Source organism: Fictibacillus sp. EA-CB0309 (assembly GCF_055814265.1).
Map to the genome: position 1 here is coordinate 3,785,309 of NZ_CP169271.1, position 15,551 is coordinate 3,800,859.

Below are 15,551 nucleotides of genomic sequence, written 5' to 3' on the forward strand. Positions count from 1 at the left end.
TAAAATTTCTGCAGGCTTATATGTTAAATTCTATTATGATCTGCTTTCCAGTTCGTAATCGCTTGTTTGATTTCTTTTGGCTTCAAGTTTTCCGCTGCTGCTTTTTCAGCTAAGCTTGGAAATTCTTCATCAGGTGCAAATCGCAGTGCCACAATTTGCCCTGGTGAAAGATTTGCATTTAAGAGCTTGCCTGTCAGCACGTAATAACGCAGGTTCTCTTCAGCACGAATAGCTCTGTCTTGTGCTTTCAGCGGATATAAGCGCAATAACGTAAATGTAATTAGCAGGCTAACGGACAGGACTACTAAAATGACCGCCAATAGCAGATCATCCGCTTTAAAAAGATAAACAATACTTGCAATTAAGCCCCCAAGCACCAGTAATGAAAGTACGTAATGATAGATCGGATGCATCCGTGCATGATTTTTATAGTTTTGTGTGTTCATATAGTTCTCCTCTTTCTTTTCAGCAATTTACTCCCACTTAAATGTAAAGCTTGCTACAATAAACGCTCCAATCAGCCACCCGCCTAAAATCATTGCCTCCATGCCCAAATCAAGAAACGAAGCTCCAACGTTCATGGTTTCACGCAATGCATGACTTAAGTGAGCGATCGGTAAAATTTGTACAAATGGCTGCAAAAATTCAGGCATGTCTCTTATTGGAAAGAATACGCCACCTAGAAACAGCATCGGGAAAGACAAGAATCCCGCGATTGGTCCTGCACTTTCAGGTGTTTTTGCAATACCTGCAATAATAAAACCAATTGCCATAAACGCTAACGTTCCCAGCGTTACGAATGCAATCACCGTAAGCCATGAACCTCTGACTTCAATTCCAAACACAGCCCAAGCAACCGCTAGTACAATCATCGCTTGTAAACCGTTCAGCATGAATCGCGCAGTAATCTGTGCCGCAATAAATGTAGATGCCTTAAGCGTCGTACCTTGCATTCGACGGAGGATTCCCCGTTCACGCCATGAAGATATTTGCCCCGCAACACCGTTCATGTTATTGCTCATAATCATCATTGCTACGATTCCCGGAACAAGGAAATCGATGTAGCGAAGGTTTAGTGCTTCTACGCCTTTAGACTCTGTAACAACAACTGGCTGATAATCTACTTGTTTCTTACTGAGTGCATCAACCGTATTATTAACGAGTTGTAGTCCGACCTGTGACATTGCCATGTTCGTTTCATTATAATAGACGGGCAGTTTGAAAGGTTCTCCCTTATTTTCAGCCGAAAGACCTTCTCCATAACCTTTAGGAATGGTAATAACTAACGTTGAATCCCTTTTTTCAACTTATCTAATGCTTCTTTTTCATTAAAGTTATTTTCTAGCGACACAACTTCAGTCTTTTCAAATTCTTCTATTAAGTTCTTGGACTGTTCACTTTTGTCTTGATCTACAACCGTTGCCGTTATCGATACACCATTGCCATTTCCCAAGAACGACCCTAACATAACCATCAAAACAATTGGAAAGGCGAGCGTCCAAAATAGTACTTGCCGATTTCTAAGGAAGATCCGAAGCTGAGCTAGTGTTAGTAAATAGTATGATCTCATCCTTCTCTTAACCTTCTTCCTGTCATATGAATAAATACGTCTTCAAGGGTTGCTGTTCTCGTCTGCAAATCTACGAGCTTAAGTTCTTTCTCAGAAGCTAAAGCTATTAAACTTGTTAGTGTCTTCTGCAAGTCATCCGTATACAGAACATGAACATCTTTCTGACTTCCCACTTGCTTCACACCGTCGACCTCTGACAAAGTGACATCCACTTCGTCTTCGTTAAACCGGAATTCAACAGCACTATCAGACTGCAGATTTTTCACAAGTTCACTAGGTGTGTCCAGTGCAATAAGTTTACCTTGATCCATGATCGCGATACGGTCACATAGCACATGTGCTTCATCCATGTAATGAGTCGTCAGCACAACGGTTTTCCCACGTTCTTTTAAACGCAAAATAATATCCCATAACGTGCGGCGTGCTTGCGGATCAAGCCCTGTTGTCGGTTCGTCTAAGAATATAATCTGCGGATCGTGCACAAGTGCAAGCGCAATCGCCAGCCTCTGCTTTTGCCCTCCAGACAACCCTTTGATTCTGCTATTCTTTTTCTCTGTTAAAAGCATGTCATCAATTAATTCAGGAATGGAGATATGTTTTCGGTAAAAACTTCCGTAAAGATGAAGGATTTCGTTTACCGTTAACAGCTCAAAAAGAGTAGTAGATTGAAGCTGTACGCCAATTATTTCTTTTACTTTTTCAAGCTCTTTCGTGATATCAAAGCCACCCACGATTGCTGTTCCCTCATCAGGCTTACGAAGTCCAACGAGCATTTCAAGCGTTGTCGTTTTCCCCGCTCCATTCGGTCCGAGCAGGCCAAATACCTCACCATTATGTACGGAAAACTCACTGCCATCTACCGCAGTAAAGTCTCCATATCGTTTAACAAGTCTCTCTACCTTTATAATTTCTTGCTGTGTTTCCATTTTTCACTCTCCAAACATACACTTCACTGCTTTTTATTTTTGCTGCAGCAAAACATACCTTCAAATTTTGTCCATAGCTGTTTAAGTGTCTCCATCCATTCACAGGCTCCATCCATTGCGTCTGGCTGTATCGAGTAATAGCGATAACGCCCCTCTTTTCGGTGCGTGACAAGACCTGCATTCTCTAAAACTTTTAAATGCTTAGAGATGGCAGGCAGCGACATATCAAAAGGTTCTGCTAACTCTTGAACACTCCTTTCCCCTTTTGATAGCTGCTCAATAATACTTCTTCTCGTAGGATCAGACAGAACAGAAAATACATCATTTAAATTACCCACATTATATTTAACCATTTGGTTAAGTATAAAGCGCAGCTCACATGCCTGTCAATTTATACCTGTCCTAGCTATACGTATATTCAATTTTCACAGTGGCTGTAATCTTATTCTCACCTGGCTGTATGGGAGTTTCAGCACTTTGCGCAAGCATAGCCGCTTGAAATGGAACAGGTCTAGGCGGCAGCGGTTGAGAAATTTCTTGTACCACAACCGGCACCGGCTGCAGTGTAACTCCCAATGTTCTTGCCATCGTAATCGCTTTTTGCTGAGCATTTTGTATCGCCAAAGTTAACGCTTGATTATAAAAAGCGTCGGGGTTCGAAACCGTGAACTGAATGGACGATACAGAGTTAGCACCGCTCGCAACCGCTGTGTCGATCACCTGACCTGTTTTACGAATATCTTTTACCGTTACTTGCAGTTGATGCTCAACACGATAGCCTCTAAATATTTGCTGGCCATTTTCATAGTTATATTGAGGGTCTATGCGGTAACTAGACGTCTGAATATCACTTTGAGAAATGCCGAGGGACATCATCCCTTGTATGACAGCAGCTGTTTTATCTGCATTCTCTTTTTGCGCTGCACTTAGATTTTGACTTTCATTAATGACTCCTATTGTAATAATGGCTTGATCCGGTGTTGCGGACACAGTTCCTTCCCCTGTTACAGTCATACGGTTTAGCTTCGTTTGACGATACAAATGATCATTCGTGGTATTTTGAAGTCCAGGGTAATACATGCAAGAATCCCCTTCACTTTTCTATTCCATAATAGCTATGCGTACACCTATATAAAAAGAAGAAAAAAGCATCTGACACGTTTGTGCCAAATGCTTACTCTTTTTATTTATCTGCTGGTTTTGGAAGATAGTTTAAGAAGTTTTGGTGAGCAAATCCTCGGACTTCTTCTTCTGAATAATGTTTCAACAGTTCATTAATTAAGTTTTGGGTTTTGGATGCGTCTTCTAAGTCCGTAATAAGTTGCGAAATTCCATCAAAATCCGAACCTAGACCAATTTGCTTCACCCCGCCAAGTCCGCAAAAATGATCGATGTGTTTAATTAAATCAGAGATGCTGGACGAACCCTCGCTTTTAGTAAATGGAGGGTTATAAACAACATGCACCACACCGCCTTTATCGAACATCTCTTTCGCCATTTCATCCGTTAAGTTTCGAGGATGATCGCATAATGCACGAGAATTAGAATGGCTTGCTAAAGGATATTTTGCAATGTCCATAACGTCCCAAAACGCACGATCGCACAAATGGGAAACATCCGTTAAAATCTGATGCTTGTTATTGAACTTCACAACCTCTTTACCAAACACAGTAAGTCCTGCGCCACGTGGTTCCTGTGCCCCATCTGCAGCAAGATTCGCATGATTCCAAGTTAGTCCAATCAAGAGAACACCAAGCTGGTGAAGGATACTTAACTTTGTAAGATCATCACCAATTGCATCCACACCTTCAAGCGTTAACACTGCACCGATTTCTCCATCTTTCAGTGTATGAAAATCAGACCAATTCTTTAAATGCTTCATCTCTGGATTTTTACCAAGGACTTCTTTATAAAAATAATCCACTTGTTGAAGAGCAGATTGAAATTTTTGATCACTCGGAATAAAGGGCTCAATAAAAATCGCAAAGAACTGAACGTTCACTTTTCCCTTTTGCAGTCGTTTCTTATTTGTAGCGAGCTGTGGCGCATCTGCATAACTCAGCCTGCCTTCCGTTTCCCATAGTTTTAATAATGCATCACAATGCAAGTCAATGACATTCATGTTGATCCCACCATTTCTTTGTTAAATAATCTCCATATCCCTAAAAGAATACGTTTAGTTGAAATTTATTTTTGTTATAATGTAAAGTATATCTTAGTTTACATATAAGGAAAGGCTTGATACGGGATGGAGAATAGTTCTTCAAATTTTATTAAAACAATCATCCAAAACGATCTGGAATCCGGAAAACATAAGAAAGTTGTTACACGTTTCCCTCCAGAGCCAAATGGATATCTTCATATTGGACACGCAAAATCAATCGTAATTAACTTCGGACTTGCAGATGAGTTTGGCGGAGAAACCAACCTGCGCTTTGATGATACAAACCCATTAAAGGAAGACCAAGAGTACGTTGATGCAATTAAAAAAGACGTTGAATGGCTTGGGTTTGAATGGGAAAACCTTCGCTTCGCTTCTGATTATTTTGAAGAAATGTACGACCGGGCCGTTCTTTTAATCAAAAAAGGAAAAGCGTATGTGGATGACCTGACAGCAGACGAAATCCGTGAGTACCGTGGCACACTGACAGAACCAGGTAAAGAAAGTCCTTATCGCAACCGTTCTGTTGAAGAGAACTTAGATCTTTTTGATCGTATGCGTAAAGGCGAGTTTGAAAACGGACAAAAAGTACTTCGTGCAAAGATCGACATGAGTTCACCTAATATTAATTTACGCGACCCTGTCATTTATCGTGTCTCTCATGCTACCCACCACAATACTGGTGACACTTGGTGCATCTATCCAATGTATGCCTTTGCGCACCCGATTGAGGATGCAATTGAGGGTGTAACACATTCGCTTTGTACCACTGAATTTGAAGATCAGCGCCCTCTTTACAACTGGGTTGTTGAAGAGTGTGAGATGGAGAGCAAGCCGCAGCAAATTGAGTTCGGCCGCTTAGGTCTAACGAATACGGTAATGAGTAAACGTAAATTGAAGCAGCTTGTAGATGAAGGCTATGTGGATGGATGGGATGATCCTCGCATGCCAACGATTTCTGGTTTACGCCGTAAAGGTTATACGCCTGAATCAATCGTTGAGTTTGTAAAAGCAGCCGGAGTTTCAAAAGGTTCTGGCGTAACCGACACAGCTATGCTTGAGCATTTTATCCGTGAAGATCTTAAGGTAAAAGCACCTCGTACGATGGGTATTGTGGATCCATTAAAAGTGGTAATCACAAACTATCCTGAAGGACAAGTTGAAATGCTTGATGCTGAGATCAACCCAGAAAATCCTGAAATGGGTTCACGTCAGATTCCATTCTCTCGTGAAATCTATATCGAGCGTGAAGATTTTATGGAGGATCCTCCGAAAAAGTACTTCCGTCTATTCCTGGAAACGAAGTTCGCTTAAAGCATGCATACTTCATTAAATGCGAAGATTTTATAAAAGATGAAAACGGCAATGTGGTTGAACTTCATTGCACGTATGATGTAGAAACGAAATCAGGTACTGGATTTACAGGCCGTAAAGTAAAAGGAACACTTCACTGGGTTGAAGCGACACAAGCCGTACCAGCTGAGTTCCGTATGTACCAGCCGCTCATTTCAGATGCAGATATGGAAAACGAAGAAGATCGTGAAGGCAAAACGTTCTTGGATTACGTGAACAAAGATTCTCTTATCGTAAAGCAAGGATTCATTGAAGCGAACATGAAGGACGCGAAACCTCAAGACAAGTTCCAGTTCTTCCGCCACGGCTACTTCAACGTAGATCCAAAGCATACGACTGACGACAAAATTGCGTTTAACGAAATCGTATCACTAAAGAGTTCGTTTAAGCTTTAATTATAAAGAAAGAAGGGTTCCCAGCTGATGGGCCCTTCTTTTTTATGTTCCATAATGTTTTTAGGCCCTAAAAATAAGTTTATAAGCCTTAAAATTATTTTTTAGGCCCTCGTTAATATTTATAGGCCTTTAAAATTATTTATAGTCCTTCACATTTATTTATAGGCTTTTCGACAAACGCCTCATCCGTAATCCTAAATCTACCAAACTCATCTGACCACTTATTTTTCTCGCGGCCTCTCCCCATATTGCAATTCACGAATACTCAGGCCGAAATCCATCTCTAGATGCGGATAGTCCTTGAAACCAGCCCAATCGCCACCCCACTCAAATCCTATTTCCTTTGCAATTTCAACCACTTCCATCCAATCCGACTTCCCATTTTTATTATCATCGCGTTCCAGATCCCAGACGACCGTACCATCATCCAACTTTAGAGCGAAATCAATGGCTAAACCGTAATTGTGATACGATTCTCCACCCTCAACATGGGTAACGATTGTTCCTTCTTCTGTTCTTCCTTGCGCATATAATCGATCCTGCTCTTCTGCAGAACGAAAATCGTCTGTGATCACAACGTCAATTCCTTTTGCAGCAGCTTTTTGAATAAGTGTATCTCTATTTCCAGCTACAATAGGATGCAGTTCTGTTGGCAATGGTGTATTTCTCTTTTTCCACTCCAGTGTTATCAAATAATATATAGAAGCAAGTACAGCAATTAAAAGCAGACCCTTTATTATTTTCACTTTAAAGTAAACTCCTTCATTGTTTAACAATCTACTTTCATTGTATATGACGGGACGATTGTTGAAAAAGAAAACACTTTTTTGAACAATAAAAAAACCAGAATTTACTCTGGTTTCTTTTCATACACCTGTTATTGTTGTGAACCAATCGCTTGAGCCAAATTGGATTTAATCGAAACTTTTTCAAAAGATAGACCAAGTTGGACTGCGGTTAGTGCAATTTCTGGGCGTATTCCAGATAAAGTACATCTCACTCCAATTAGCCCTAGTGTTTCGATAAGAGAGAAAATTTGCTGTGCCACCATCGTATCAATGATCAAGACACCTGATAGATCAATGAACAGGTGCGTAATTTCTTTTTCCGTACACTGTTCTAAAGTATTTTCCACAATCAGCTTTGCTCGTTGCGTATCAATAATACCGATTAACGGCAACAGCCCCATATGATTGTTAAGTGCAATGACTGGTGAACTTAATTCATTAATCATTTCTTGCTGTGCGATTAATTTTTCCTCGCTGTATTTTTGATTTTCTTCGACGAACCAAGTCACAATTTTATTAAATGTATTAATGATAATTTCGTTCCACGAATCAATAACGGCTTGAGAATACTCTCCTCTATGAGAGTTAACAAAATCTTGTACCAGACTCAAATATTGCTTCTGTACATTAAAAAATTCTTTCATAATGACAGTAACGGGGGTATTTAGATGTTCATCATCCTGAGCAATCATAAGCACCCATTTTTCAAAATCTTTTATAAACTGCTTCTCTTCTTTTACAAAAACTTCACAAAAGTGAACGTGAAACTCATGATTTTGTTTTTTAAGCGTTTCGATTGTTTCAGGATTAGTAGAAGCATAGACCCCAGTGGCTTTTGATTTATCGATCGATTCATACCAGTCTTCCGTCAATTGCCATGTTTTTTCTATTAAAAAAGAATGCAGATCCTTATCTCTATGCATCTCTTTTACACTCTCCCATATACCATATTTATAATTTATCTAGTCTTCGTCTTTTGCATCCCAGTCTTCTGGAATGGGTTCGCTTAAATATTCCTCGACTATCTTTTTATATTTTTCAAGCTGCTCAAAATGCGTATTGAACTGCTCTCTATTAATAAGATGCTGACTTCCGTCAAAAATGGCACGAATCTTATTCTGTTGAACAAGACTCTCCACGACCGCCTCTGGCATTGACAAGTATTCAGCCGTTTCTTTAATTGTAAGATACATCATTTATTCATCCTGTCTAACATTTGTTTAATTTAAGCTTACCGTAAGAATCCCATGGATTCAATATACCCTAAAAACCACTCTCTCAAATCTATTCTACAATTGTTTGTTTCCTAATCAATTAATTACCGAACTATATTAAATAAAAAAGCCTCCTGAAAATCAATTCAGACAGACTCTACATATATCAACTTTTAAATTATACACCTTATGAATCTTTTCTAATAGAGATTAGCATTTCAAAATGATAGAAGAATTCATTAAATCTCAATGATCAGTTTATCTGATTTTGCACGTGAAACACAGGTTAATATGCAATTTTGTGATTTTCTTTGTTCTTCAGTCAAATACGAATCATAATGATCAATCTCCCCTTCTGCGACTGGCAGTTCACACTTTCCGCATCGTCCTACTCTGCATGAGTAAGGAACATTCATACCTTGCTGCAGTAAAGCTTCAAGTAAGGTTTGCTTTTTATCTACCAATATTTCATTTCCATTTTTGAGAGTAACCTTAAATGGTGTTACACGTTTAAGTAGAGGTGGTGAAAATCGTTCTTGGTGTACCGATTTTTTAGGATAGCCTAAATCTCTGGCCGCTTTTGTGAAATGCTCTATAAAAGTTTCAGGGCCACAGAAATACACATGTGTGCCGATAGGATGATTTTCTAAAGATGAAGTAGCCATACGGTGGTTTTCTTTTGAGAAATAAAATTGACAATGGCTAGAATAATGCTGAGTTAAATACTCGTAAAACGAACAATTCCCTTTTGATTTTGAAGCATAATGAAGTTCAAAGGATAACCCTCTGATCATCAATTCATGCATCATCGAAAGGAAGGAGTAATGCCTATTCCAGCAGCATAAAACACATGATGTTTTGCTTTAAAACTTAGCGGAAAATGATTTTTCGGATAACTAATCTGCAGACTGTCTCCAACTTTCATTGCATGATGCCAGAAACGTGACCCGCCTCTAGAAGCCTCACTCAAACGAACGGCTATCTCATAATGTGAAGTTTTGTCAGGATGACTGGTTAACGAATATTGCCGAACCACTAATCCATTTGCTGTATGAAGGTATGTAGATATATGCGACCCTCCACTAAATCTCGGAAGTTCATTTCCCTTTACTGGTGCTAGCTTAAACTTCTTAACATGCTTCGTTTCTTGCACAATGGAGGTTATCACAACAGATAATGTAGTTTCCGTATACAAATAAACTCACCCCTATAGTTTGGCCACATAACCTAAAAAGGCTTGGTGTAATTCAGAATAATGATCTGAAACAGACAGTTCTAAACCACATTGATGACACACCTGTTTTGTTTGATTCTCCTTTGCGTTATTAATTTCATGACAACGGCAGCAAAACACATTTGTCACTCTTTCCCCATATCCAATGAACTGCACATCTTCATCTGAATAACCAATATTCTCTACTATCACCAGAACTTGTTGTAGCTCTGAGAACGGTAATGCCACATACAGAAAAGTACCCATCTTTTGCGACTTTAAGGATTCCTCCAACAAAGACAACTTATGATTAGACAGTAGAAACCATTCATGAGCTAATTCTTCTTTCTTCACCTTTTCAATCACGCTGCTCAACAGTTTTAATCCTTGCTCATCCCCACAAAAGATATATTTTCTTTTGCCCTTTATAAAGACAGCTTCATTTCTCATGTGGCTTTCACGCGTTCAAGCTGTTCCTCTAAATACTCCAACACCGCTTCTTTATAAAGAGAAATCCCTTTGTAATCAACAATATGAGGAGGAAGTTCAGACAAGATATCATAAAACTGCTTCAGCCACTCTGAGTTAGTAGCGAGTTGTTCAAGAGAGAGTAAATGTGTGTGTATAGTGAAAAGAATACTGTTTGTGCGCGGCAATCTGAACAACTTCTGAACTTCTACTCGAATGTGAACAAGCTTACCGGCATTCTCCATTGTTACCTGTTTGCGCAGTTTCCCCACTGATCAAACGTTTCAAGGGAAGTATCCAACCTGTCACCTGCCATCAGTGACCAATTCAATCGTTCCCATGGATTACCTGCTTCAAGTCTTATCAAAAATTGCAAAATCCGATCGTCTAATCCTTCCTCTTTAAAACCAGGAATGGGATGGTGAATATTTTTAAACTTCATTCCTAAATTAAATGCAAGCGACCAATTGGCGGGAAAGCAAAGCTGTCCTGCGTCTAGATAAAGGTTACCGTCACGCTGCATCATATAGATTAGATCTTCCTGGACGTGATGGCTTATAAAAGCTAATGGCTCACATGGCAGTGAGTTTGCATCACCAAAGACGAATGATACACTTTCGTCCAAAATTTTATTAAAAAAACTCCAATTTGAATCTCTTTTCTCTACTGAAAATTCATTTGGATAATGTGCGACAAGGTGGTCAATAACCAGTTCAACGATTTCCCACTGTCCTGTCATGGAATGCGGAAGTGATTGATAGCAGCGTTCGGGATGATGGGTTAAAAGATTGCGCTTAAGCAGCATCTCTTTTTATAATCTGAGGTGATCTCTACACAGATTGGTGTTTTCATCGGGATGGAGTTATTGGAATAGCGGTAGGTTGAGCTCTTAAACGGATACGGAAATTGTTCCAGATTAGAAGACCCTTTCATACACTCACCCTTTACAGAATATTCTTATAATTCATTGTAAAGAAATTCGCTCTACATGAAAAGGCAAAAAAAGAGAACTCACTTTTTCAAGTTAGTTCTCCTTCTTCTTTTCTGGATAATCACACAGTTCAATGATCTGTCCTTGCGAATGCGCGGGATTCATGTAGATCAGTCGTCTACCATAAGGATTGGTTCGATACGTATCTTTTAAAAAGGTATAGCCCCTGCTCTCAAACTCTTCAATCGTTTGCAGTAGATCATCCACCTCATAAGCTAGATGATGGACTCCTTTTCCCTTTTGGCGGATAAAGCGCTCGATCGGTGAAGTTTTACTAGTTGGCTCAAGCAGTTCAATAACTTGATTCTCAAGCTCAATAACGGCAATATGCGTCTCAACACCAGGCTTTTCACTCGTGTATCGTTCCGTCAACTTTCCACCTAACACGATTGTATAAAATTCTATCGCTTCATCTATCCTTCTCACGGCAATGCCCGTATGATCCAGTCTCATTCCGATCACCTCTTCTTGATCTACTGACTTGAATTATAGAGGGTTACCAGCGTTAAAGCAAAAGAGCACAAAAATCAGCCCTTTGATGAAAGGACTGATTTCCACTTCTTATTTTCTTGCCAAAAGGTACATAAAGTACGGTGCACCAATAATGGTTACGATGATTCCGGCCGGGATACCGCTTGGATCCAAGATGACTCTTCCTATCGTATCGGCTGCAAGCAGTAAGATGGCTCCTATTAATGCTGCAATAGGAAGAAATGCTTGATGACGCGGACCAACGAGGGACCTAGCAATATGAGGAGACATTAGCCCAACAAAAGCAATTCCGCCACTCACCGCTACTGATGCTGAAGCAAGAGCTACCGCAATCGTAATCAGGATGATTCTTTCTTTTCCTACATTCACGCCAACACCAACAGAAACATTTTCATGCAGGTTCAACGTATTCAGTACGTTAGACTTTAACATTGTATAGGGTACCAGCAACAGAATCCATGGCAGCAATGACAAAACAAACGTCCAATCATCACCCCATATTCTACCCGCCATCCAGTTCGCCATGAATGAGTAGTCTTCCATATCTAATCGTGTTGATAACGTTAATGTTGCCCCATATAAAGCTGCAGCCAATCCAACACCGACTAATACTAGCCTCGTAGGTTCAACACCTTCGCCTTTAATATAAGACATCACATAAATGACAGCAGCTGTTGCCATTCCGCCTGCTAAAGCAAATAGAGGCAACACATATAGAAAACTTGATGTTTCTACCGTGAAAAACATAATGTACACCACGACCATCAAACCAGCGCCAGCATTAATTCCTAAAATACCAGGATCTGAAAGCGGGTTCTTCGTAATACTTTGCAGGATGGCACCAGACACTGCGAGCCCCATCCCCGCAAGGATTGCAACTATGATTCGTGGCAGCCTAAACTCAAACAGAATCAAATTTTCTCTTGGCGTACCTTGTCCGATTATTGTCCGAAGCAGTTCTGAAGGAGTTAATGAAGCAAAACCTGTTGCTACACTTATAATAAACACGGCAATCAACATAAGAATCGCTGCAATTGTTGTGTATCTTACTCTTTTTCTTTGACGCGCATTCATCATGACAGTGTTCTTCCTCCCTTTCTTGCAAGATAAAGGAAGAAAGGCACACCAATCATGGCAACAACTGCACCCACTGGCGTTTCATACGGAGCGTTTACGGTTCTAGCAAATGTATCCGCTAAAACCATCAACACACTTCCGAAGATCGCAGAACAAGGAATGATCCAGCGATAATCGGTTCCCACTAAAAATCGCACAATATGAGGAACCATTAGGCCTACAAAGGCGATTGCGCCCACTAATGAAACTGCTGCACCGGCAAGGATTAACACAACAGACATCAGAATACATTTTGTTAATAATGTCCGCTGACCCAAACCTTTCGCCACTTCTTCACCAAAGCTCAGAATCGTTAGCTGCCTTGAGAACATAACAGCAACCATGATACCAACAATGACAACAGGTACAATGATTTTCAGCTGTCCCCAGTTTGTTCCGGATACCCCGCCTGCTGTCCAAAATGCAAGATCTTGAGAAAGCTTAAAATATAAAGCAATTCCTTCTCCTAACGAAGAAAGCAGTGCAGAAACGGCGGCACCTGCTAACGTAATTCGGATTGGGGTTAATCCACCTCGGCTCATCGAACCTAATCCAAATACCATTGCTGCACCAATTCCTGCACCAATAAAAGAAATAACCATGACTGTAAGATAGTTTGCTCCTGTGTTAAAAGCAAATACACATGCAAGTGCTAAACTTGCACCAGCGTTCAAACCAAGCAAACCAGGATCTGCTAACGGATTTCGGGTCATCCCCTGCATGATTGCCCCACTGACTGCAAACGCAGCACCAACAACTGCTGCACCAAGCTCTCTCGGTAATCGAAGACTGACAATAATACGATCAGCTTCCCTGCTAGGGTCATAGTTTAGAATAGAATTCCAAACCGTAAGAAAGTTGATCTTAGCTGCACCAACTGAAATCGCAAGACCAATACTTAACAAAAGTAGAGCGAAACCCAACAAAAGAATTGCTGAACCTACTGCCGGCCTCGAATACACTGTATTCTCTTTTATGAGCTTGGTTTTTGTTTTGAACATGGCGTTTTTCCTTTTTGTAAAAGCTTATTATTTCTTTTTTGTTAATTCTTCAACAATAATGTCTAATTCTTTTTCTAGAGAAATTGGATCATTGAAATAAAATGATTCCGAATCAAACTTAATCGCATTACCGTTCTTTACTGCCGGAAGCTCTTTCCAAACATCTGAATCCATGAATGAGTTGTCCGGGTTACCAGCACCTGATCCCACAAAAATATAGTCTCCAGCGTAAGTAGGGATAACTTCAGTAGAAATAGCTTTCCAGCCTGGACCGAAAACATCTTCTTCTAACTTTTTAGGAGCTTTAAGTTCAAGAGCTTGATAGATAACTTCTGTTCCACGGCCCCAGTTCTGACCGTATACATACATATCTTTACCGTAAGCTTCCATAACCATGAACGTCTTGTCTTCACCGATTGCTGCTTTTACTTTTTCACGAGCGTCAGCTGCTTTCTTCTTCCACTCTTCAACCCATTTCTTTGCTTCTTTTTCTTTATTAACCATCTTACCGATCTCAACGTGCTGTTCCATATAATCGTACTTGTCATATGTCATTGTTACGGTTGGAGCGATTTCTTCGTACTTTTTAATATTCTTGTCATCAGAATACGTAATAATTAGATCAGGATTAAGTTCTAATAGCTTTTCATAAGAATCAGCTGTTACCACTTCTGCTTTGTCCAATTTGTTACCATAGAATTTATTTTGTTTCGGATATTCATTAACTGCGACTGGTGTAATTCCTAAGTCTAGCAAGTTACCAGCATATGTAGCAGCCATCATCGCAACACGTTTCGGCTCAGCTGGCACTTCTACTTCTTTCCCTTTTTCGTCTTTATAGATTCTCGTTTCATTCTTTGAAGAATCCTTCTCCCCTGAACTTGCGCCTTCTTCTGATTTATTACCGCATGCTGCTAGTACAAAGACTAAGAGCAATGTCATAAAGCTAACTAGTAGTTGTTTTGTCCGTTTATTCATTTTGATATCCCCCTGTATTTGACAATAAAATTCATTCTCAATTAACTGTAAAAAAGAAAGGCGATTTATTACGCCAAGTTTTCAACCAATTTAACATTTTTTATTAAATCATACGTTAAACATAAAGGCTTTCTTGTCCTCGGATCCACGCCAATTTCTGCATCAATGTTAAAAACATTACGTAGGACCGTGCGAGTCATCACCTCTTCAGCCGTTCCCTCTTTTAAGATGGTACCGTCCTTCATGGCTACCATATGGTGAGCAAAGCGTGCTGCATGGTTCAAATCATGAATGACCATTACGATGGTTCTCTTCTCATCACGATTCAGTTGGTTCAATAACTCTAGCACTTCTAGCTGATGAGACAGATCCAAGTATGTAGTAGGCTCATCCAGCAAAATAATATCCGTTTCTTGAGCTAATGCCATTGCAATCCATACTCTTTGGCGTTGACCACCTGAAAGGGCATCTACTGGGCGATCTTTGAATTCTAACACACCTGTAACGTCTAAAGCCCAATCAATCACTTCAAAATCACTTTTTGAAAGCTTTCCAAATCCTTTTTGGTAAGGAAATCTTCCATAAGAAACAAGTTCTCCAACTGTCAGTCCTTCCGGTGAATCTGGTGACTGAGGCAGAATAGCCATCTTTTGCGCTATTTTTTTCGTAGACTCTTTGCTAACGGCTTTACCGTCCAGATAAACGACACCTGATTTCGGATTAAGAATACGCGACAACGTTTTCAAAACCGTTGATTTTCCGCAGCCATTCGGTCCGATAATCGTCGTGATCTTCCCGTCTGGAATGGAAATGTTAAGATCTTTAACTATGTCTCGTTCACCATATGATATTTGTAAATGTTCAGCATACAGTCTAGACACCTTA

The 15,551-nt window shown here is 40.0% G+C and carries 18 protein-coding genes and 2 pseudogenes; 1 reads left to right on the forward strand and 19 read right to left on the reverse strand.

Features of this window, described 5'->3' with window-relative positions; genetic code table 11:
* Positions 1 to 23 precede the first annotated feature (23 nt).
* From ACEWFH_RS21315 to ACEWFH_RS21340, 6 genes and pseudogenes are all read right to left on the reverse strand, one after another.
* The gene (locus ACEWFH_RS21315; RefSeq protein ID WP_473725585.1) at positions 24 to 446 is read right to left on the reverse strand and encodes a DUF6526 family protein; all 423 of its coding nucleotides are present in this window, start codon (positions 444 to 446) and stop codon (positions 24 to 26) included.
* 27 nt (positions 447 to 473) lie between these two features.
* Positions 474 to 1,570 (reverse strand): annotated as a pseudogene (locus ACEWFH_RS21320) (ABC transporter permease).
* On the reverse strand, positions 1,567 to 2,496 hold the full coding sequence (locus ACEWFH_RS21325; RefSeq protein ID WP_473725586.1) for an ABC transporter ATP-binding protein: 930 nt from the start codon (positions 2,494 to 2,496) through the stop codon (positions 1,567 to 1,569). The pseudogene ACEWFH_RS21320 and the gene ACEWFH_RS21325 overlap by 4 nt, the downstream one beginning before the upstream one ends.
* Before the next feature lie 23 nt (positions 2,497 to 2,519).
* The gene (locus ACEWFH_RS21330; protein ID WP_473725587.1) at positions 2,520 to 2,834 is read right to left on the reverse strand and encodes an ArsR/SmtB family transcription factor; all 315 of its coding nucleotides are present in this window, start codon (positions 2,832 to 2,834) and stop codon (positions 2,520 to 2,522) included.
* 64 nt (positions 2,835 to 2,898) lie between these two features.
* Positions 2,899 to 3,576, reverse strand: a complete 678-nt coding sequence (locus ACEWFH_RS21335) for an SIMPL domain-containing protein (RefSeq protein ID WP_473725588.1) — start codon at positions 3,574 to 3,576, stop codon at positions 2,899 to 2,901.
* Positions 3,577 to 3,679: 103 nt separating this feature from the next.
* A complete protein-coding gene (locus ACEWFH_RS21340) occupies positions 3,680 to 4,618 on the reverse strand; it encodes a dipeptidase (RefSeq protein ID WP_473725589.1) in 939 nt (312 codons plus the stop codon).
* 126 nt (positions 4,619 to 4,744) lie between these two features.
* On the opposite strand from ACEWFH_RS21340, the pseudogene ACEWFH_RS21345 reads away from it, so the two are divergent.
* A pseudogene (locus ACEWFH_RS21345) lies at positions 4,745 to 6,405 on the forward strand (glutamine--tRNA ligase/YqeY domain fusion protein).
* Positions 6,406 to 6,626: 221 nt separating this feature from the next.
* On the opposite strand, the gene ACEWFH_RS21350 reads toward ACEWFH_RS21345, so the two are convergent.
* The 13 genes from ACEWFH_RS21350 to ACEWFH_RS21410 all read right to left on the reverse strand — a co-directional run bounded on the left by ACEWFH_RS21350 (position 6,627) and on the right by ACEWFH_RS21410 (position 15,547).
* Positions 6,627 to 7,124, reverse strand: a complete 498-nt coding sequence (locus ACEWFH_RS21350; RefSeq protein ID WP_473727386.1) for a M15 family metallopeptidase — start codon at positions 7,122 to 7,124, stop codon at positions 6,627 to 6,629.
* Positions 7,125 to 7,282: 158 nt separating this feature from the next.
* Complete coding sequence (locus tag ACEWFH_RS21355; RefSeq protein WP_473725590.1) at positions 7,283 to 8,116, reverse strand: STAS domain-containing protein; 834 nt, start codon at positions 8,114 to 8,116, stop codon at positions 7,283 to 7,285.
* A gap of 39 nt (positions 8,117 to 8,155) precedes the next feature.
* Positions 8,156 to 8,386, reverse strand: coding sequence for an excisionase family DNA-binding protein (locus ACEWFH_RS21360; protein WP_473727387.1), 231 nt, complete (start codon positions 8,384 to 8,386; stop codon positions 8,156 to 8,158).
* A 260-nt stretch (positions 8,387 to 8,646) separates the two neighbouring features.
* The gene (locus tag ACEWFH_RS21365; protein ID WP_473727388.1) at positions 8,647 to 9,201 is read right to left on the reverse strand and encodes a flavin reductase family protein; all 555 of its coding nucleotides are present in this window, start codon (positions 9,199 to 9,201) and stop codon (positions 8,647 to 8,649) included.
* Between the two features lie 11 nt (positions 9,202 to 9,212).
* Positions 9,213 to 9,602: a ferredoxin reductase gene (locus ACEWFH_RS21370; protein ID WP_473725591.1), complete on the reverse strand. Its 390-nt coding sequence runs from the start codon at positions 9,600 to 9,602 to the stop codon at positions 9,213 to 9,215.
* 12 nt (positions 9,603 to 9,614) lie between these two features.
* On the reverse strand, positions 9,615 to 10,070 hold the full coding sequence (locus ACEWFH_RS21375) for a dimethylamine monooxygenase subunit DmmA family protein (protein ID WP_473725592.1): 456 nt from the start codon (positions 10,068 to 10,070) through the stop codon (positions 9,615 to 9,617).
* Positions 10,067 to 10,333, reverse strand: a complete 267-nt coding sequence (locus tag ACEWFH_RS21380) for a heme-dependent oxidative N-demethylase subunit alpha family protein (protein ID WP_473725593.1) — start codon at positions 10,331 to 10,333, stop codon at positions 10,067 to 10,069. The genes ACEWFH_RS21375 and ACEWFH_RS21380 overlap by 4 nt, the downstream gene beginning before the upstream one ends.
* A 2-nt stretch (positions 10,334 to 10,335) precedes the next feature.
* Complete coding sequence (locus ACEWFH_RS21385; RefSeq protein ID WP_473725594.1) at positions 10,336 to 10,893, reverse strand: heme-dependent oxidative N-demethylase family protein; 558 nt, start codon at positions 10,891 to 10,893, stop codon at positions 10,336 to 10,338.
* A 219-nt stretch (positions 10,894 to 11,112) separates the two neighbouring features.
* On the reverse strand, positions 11,113 to 11,538 hold the full coding sequence (locus tag ACEWFH_RS21390; RefSeq protein ID WP_473727389.1) for a VOC family protein: 426 nt from the start codon (positions 11,536 to 11,538) through the stop codon (positions 11,113 to 11,115).
* A 102-nt stretch (positions 11,539 to 11,640) separates the two neighbouring features.
* Entirely contained in the window at positions 11,641 to 12,648 is a 1,008-nt protein-coding gene (locus tag ACEWFH_RS21395) for a FecCD family ABC transporter permease (protein ID WP_473725595.1), read from the reverse strand.
* On the reverse strand, positions 12,645 to 13,688 hold the full coding sequence (locus ACEWFH_RS21400) for a FecCD family ABC transporter permease (protein WP_473725596.1): 1,044 nt from the start codon (positions 13,686 to 13,688) through the stop codon (positions 12,645 to 12,647). Before ACEWFH_RS21400 ends, ACEWFH_RS21395 begins: the two co-directional genes overlap by 4 nt.
* A 27-nt stretch (positions 13,689 to 13,715) precedes the next feature.
* Positions 13,716 to 14,666 (reverse strand): iron-hydroxamate ABC transporter substrate-binding protein, encoded by a 951-nt coding sequence (locus ACEWFH_RS21405; RefSeq protein WP_473725597.1) that lies wholly within the window; start codon positions 14,664 to 14,666, stop codon positions 13,716 to 13,718.
* 68 nt (positions 14,667 to 14,734) lie between these two features.
* Complete coding sequence (locus ACEWFH_RS21410) at positions 14,735 to 15,547, reverse strand: ABC transporter ATP-binding protein (RefSeq protein ID WP_473725598.1); 813 nt, start codon at positions 15,545 to 15,547, stop codon at positions 14,735 to 14,737.
* Positions 15,548 to 15,551: the final 4 nt, after the last annotated feature.

Coding starts and splice junctions, on each gene's coding strand:
- ACEWFH_RS21355 (WP_473725590.1), bottom strand. CDS start 8,116: ATGCATAGAGATAAGGATCTGCATTCTTTTTTAATAGAAAAAACATGG.
- ACEWFH_RS21385 (WP_473725594.1), bottom strand. CDS start 10,893: ATGCTGCTTAAGCGCAATCTTTTAACCCATCATCCCGAACGCTGCTAT.
- ACEWFH_RS21405 (WP_473725597.1), bottom strand. CDS start 14,666: ATGAATAAACGGACAAAACAACTACTAGTTAGCTTTATGACATTGCTC.
- ACEWFH_RS21325 (WP_473725586.1), bottom strand. CDS start 2,496: ATGGAAACACAGCAAGAAATTATAAAGGTAGAGAGACTTGTTAAACGA.
- ACEWFH_RS21375 (WP_473725592.1), bottom strand. CDS start 10,070: ATGAGAAATGAAGCTGTCTTTATAAAGGGCAAAAGAAAATATATCTTT.
- ACEWFH_RS21395 (WP_473725595.1), bottom strand. CDS start 12,648: ATGATGAATGCGCGTCAAAGAAAAAGAGTAAGATACACAACAATTGCA.
- ACEWFH_RS21400 (WP_473725596.1), bottom strand. CDS start 13,688: ATGTTCAAAACAAAAACCAAGCTCATAAAAGAGAATACAGTGTATTCG.
- ACEWFH_RS21380 (WP_473725593.1), bottom strand. CDS start 10,333: ATGGAGAATGCCGGTAAGCTTGTTCACATTCGAGTAGAAGTTCAGAAG.
- ACEWFH_RS21335 (WP_473725588.1), bottom strand. CDS start 3,576: ATGTATTACCCTGGACTTCAAAATACCACGAATGATCATTTGTATCGT.
- ACEWFH_RS21340 (WP_473725589.1), bottom strand. CDS start 4,618: ATGAATGTCATTGACTTGCATTGTGATGCATTATTAAAACTATGGGAA.
- ACEWFH_RS21365 (WP_473727388.1), bottom strand. CDS start 9,201: ATGATCAGAGGGTTATCCTTTGAACTTCATTATGCTTCAAAATCAAAA.
- ACEWFH_RS21315 (WP_473725585.1), bottom strand. CDS start 446: ATGAACACACAAAACTATAAAAATCATGCACGGATGCATCCGATCTAT.
- ACEWFH_RS21360 (WP_473727387.1), bottom strand. CDS start 8,386: ATGTATCTTACAATTAAAGAAACGGCTGAATACTTGTCAATGCCAGAG.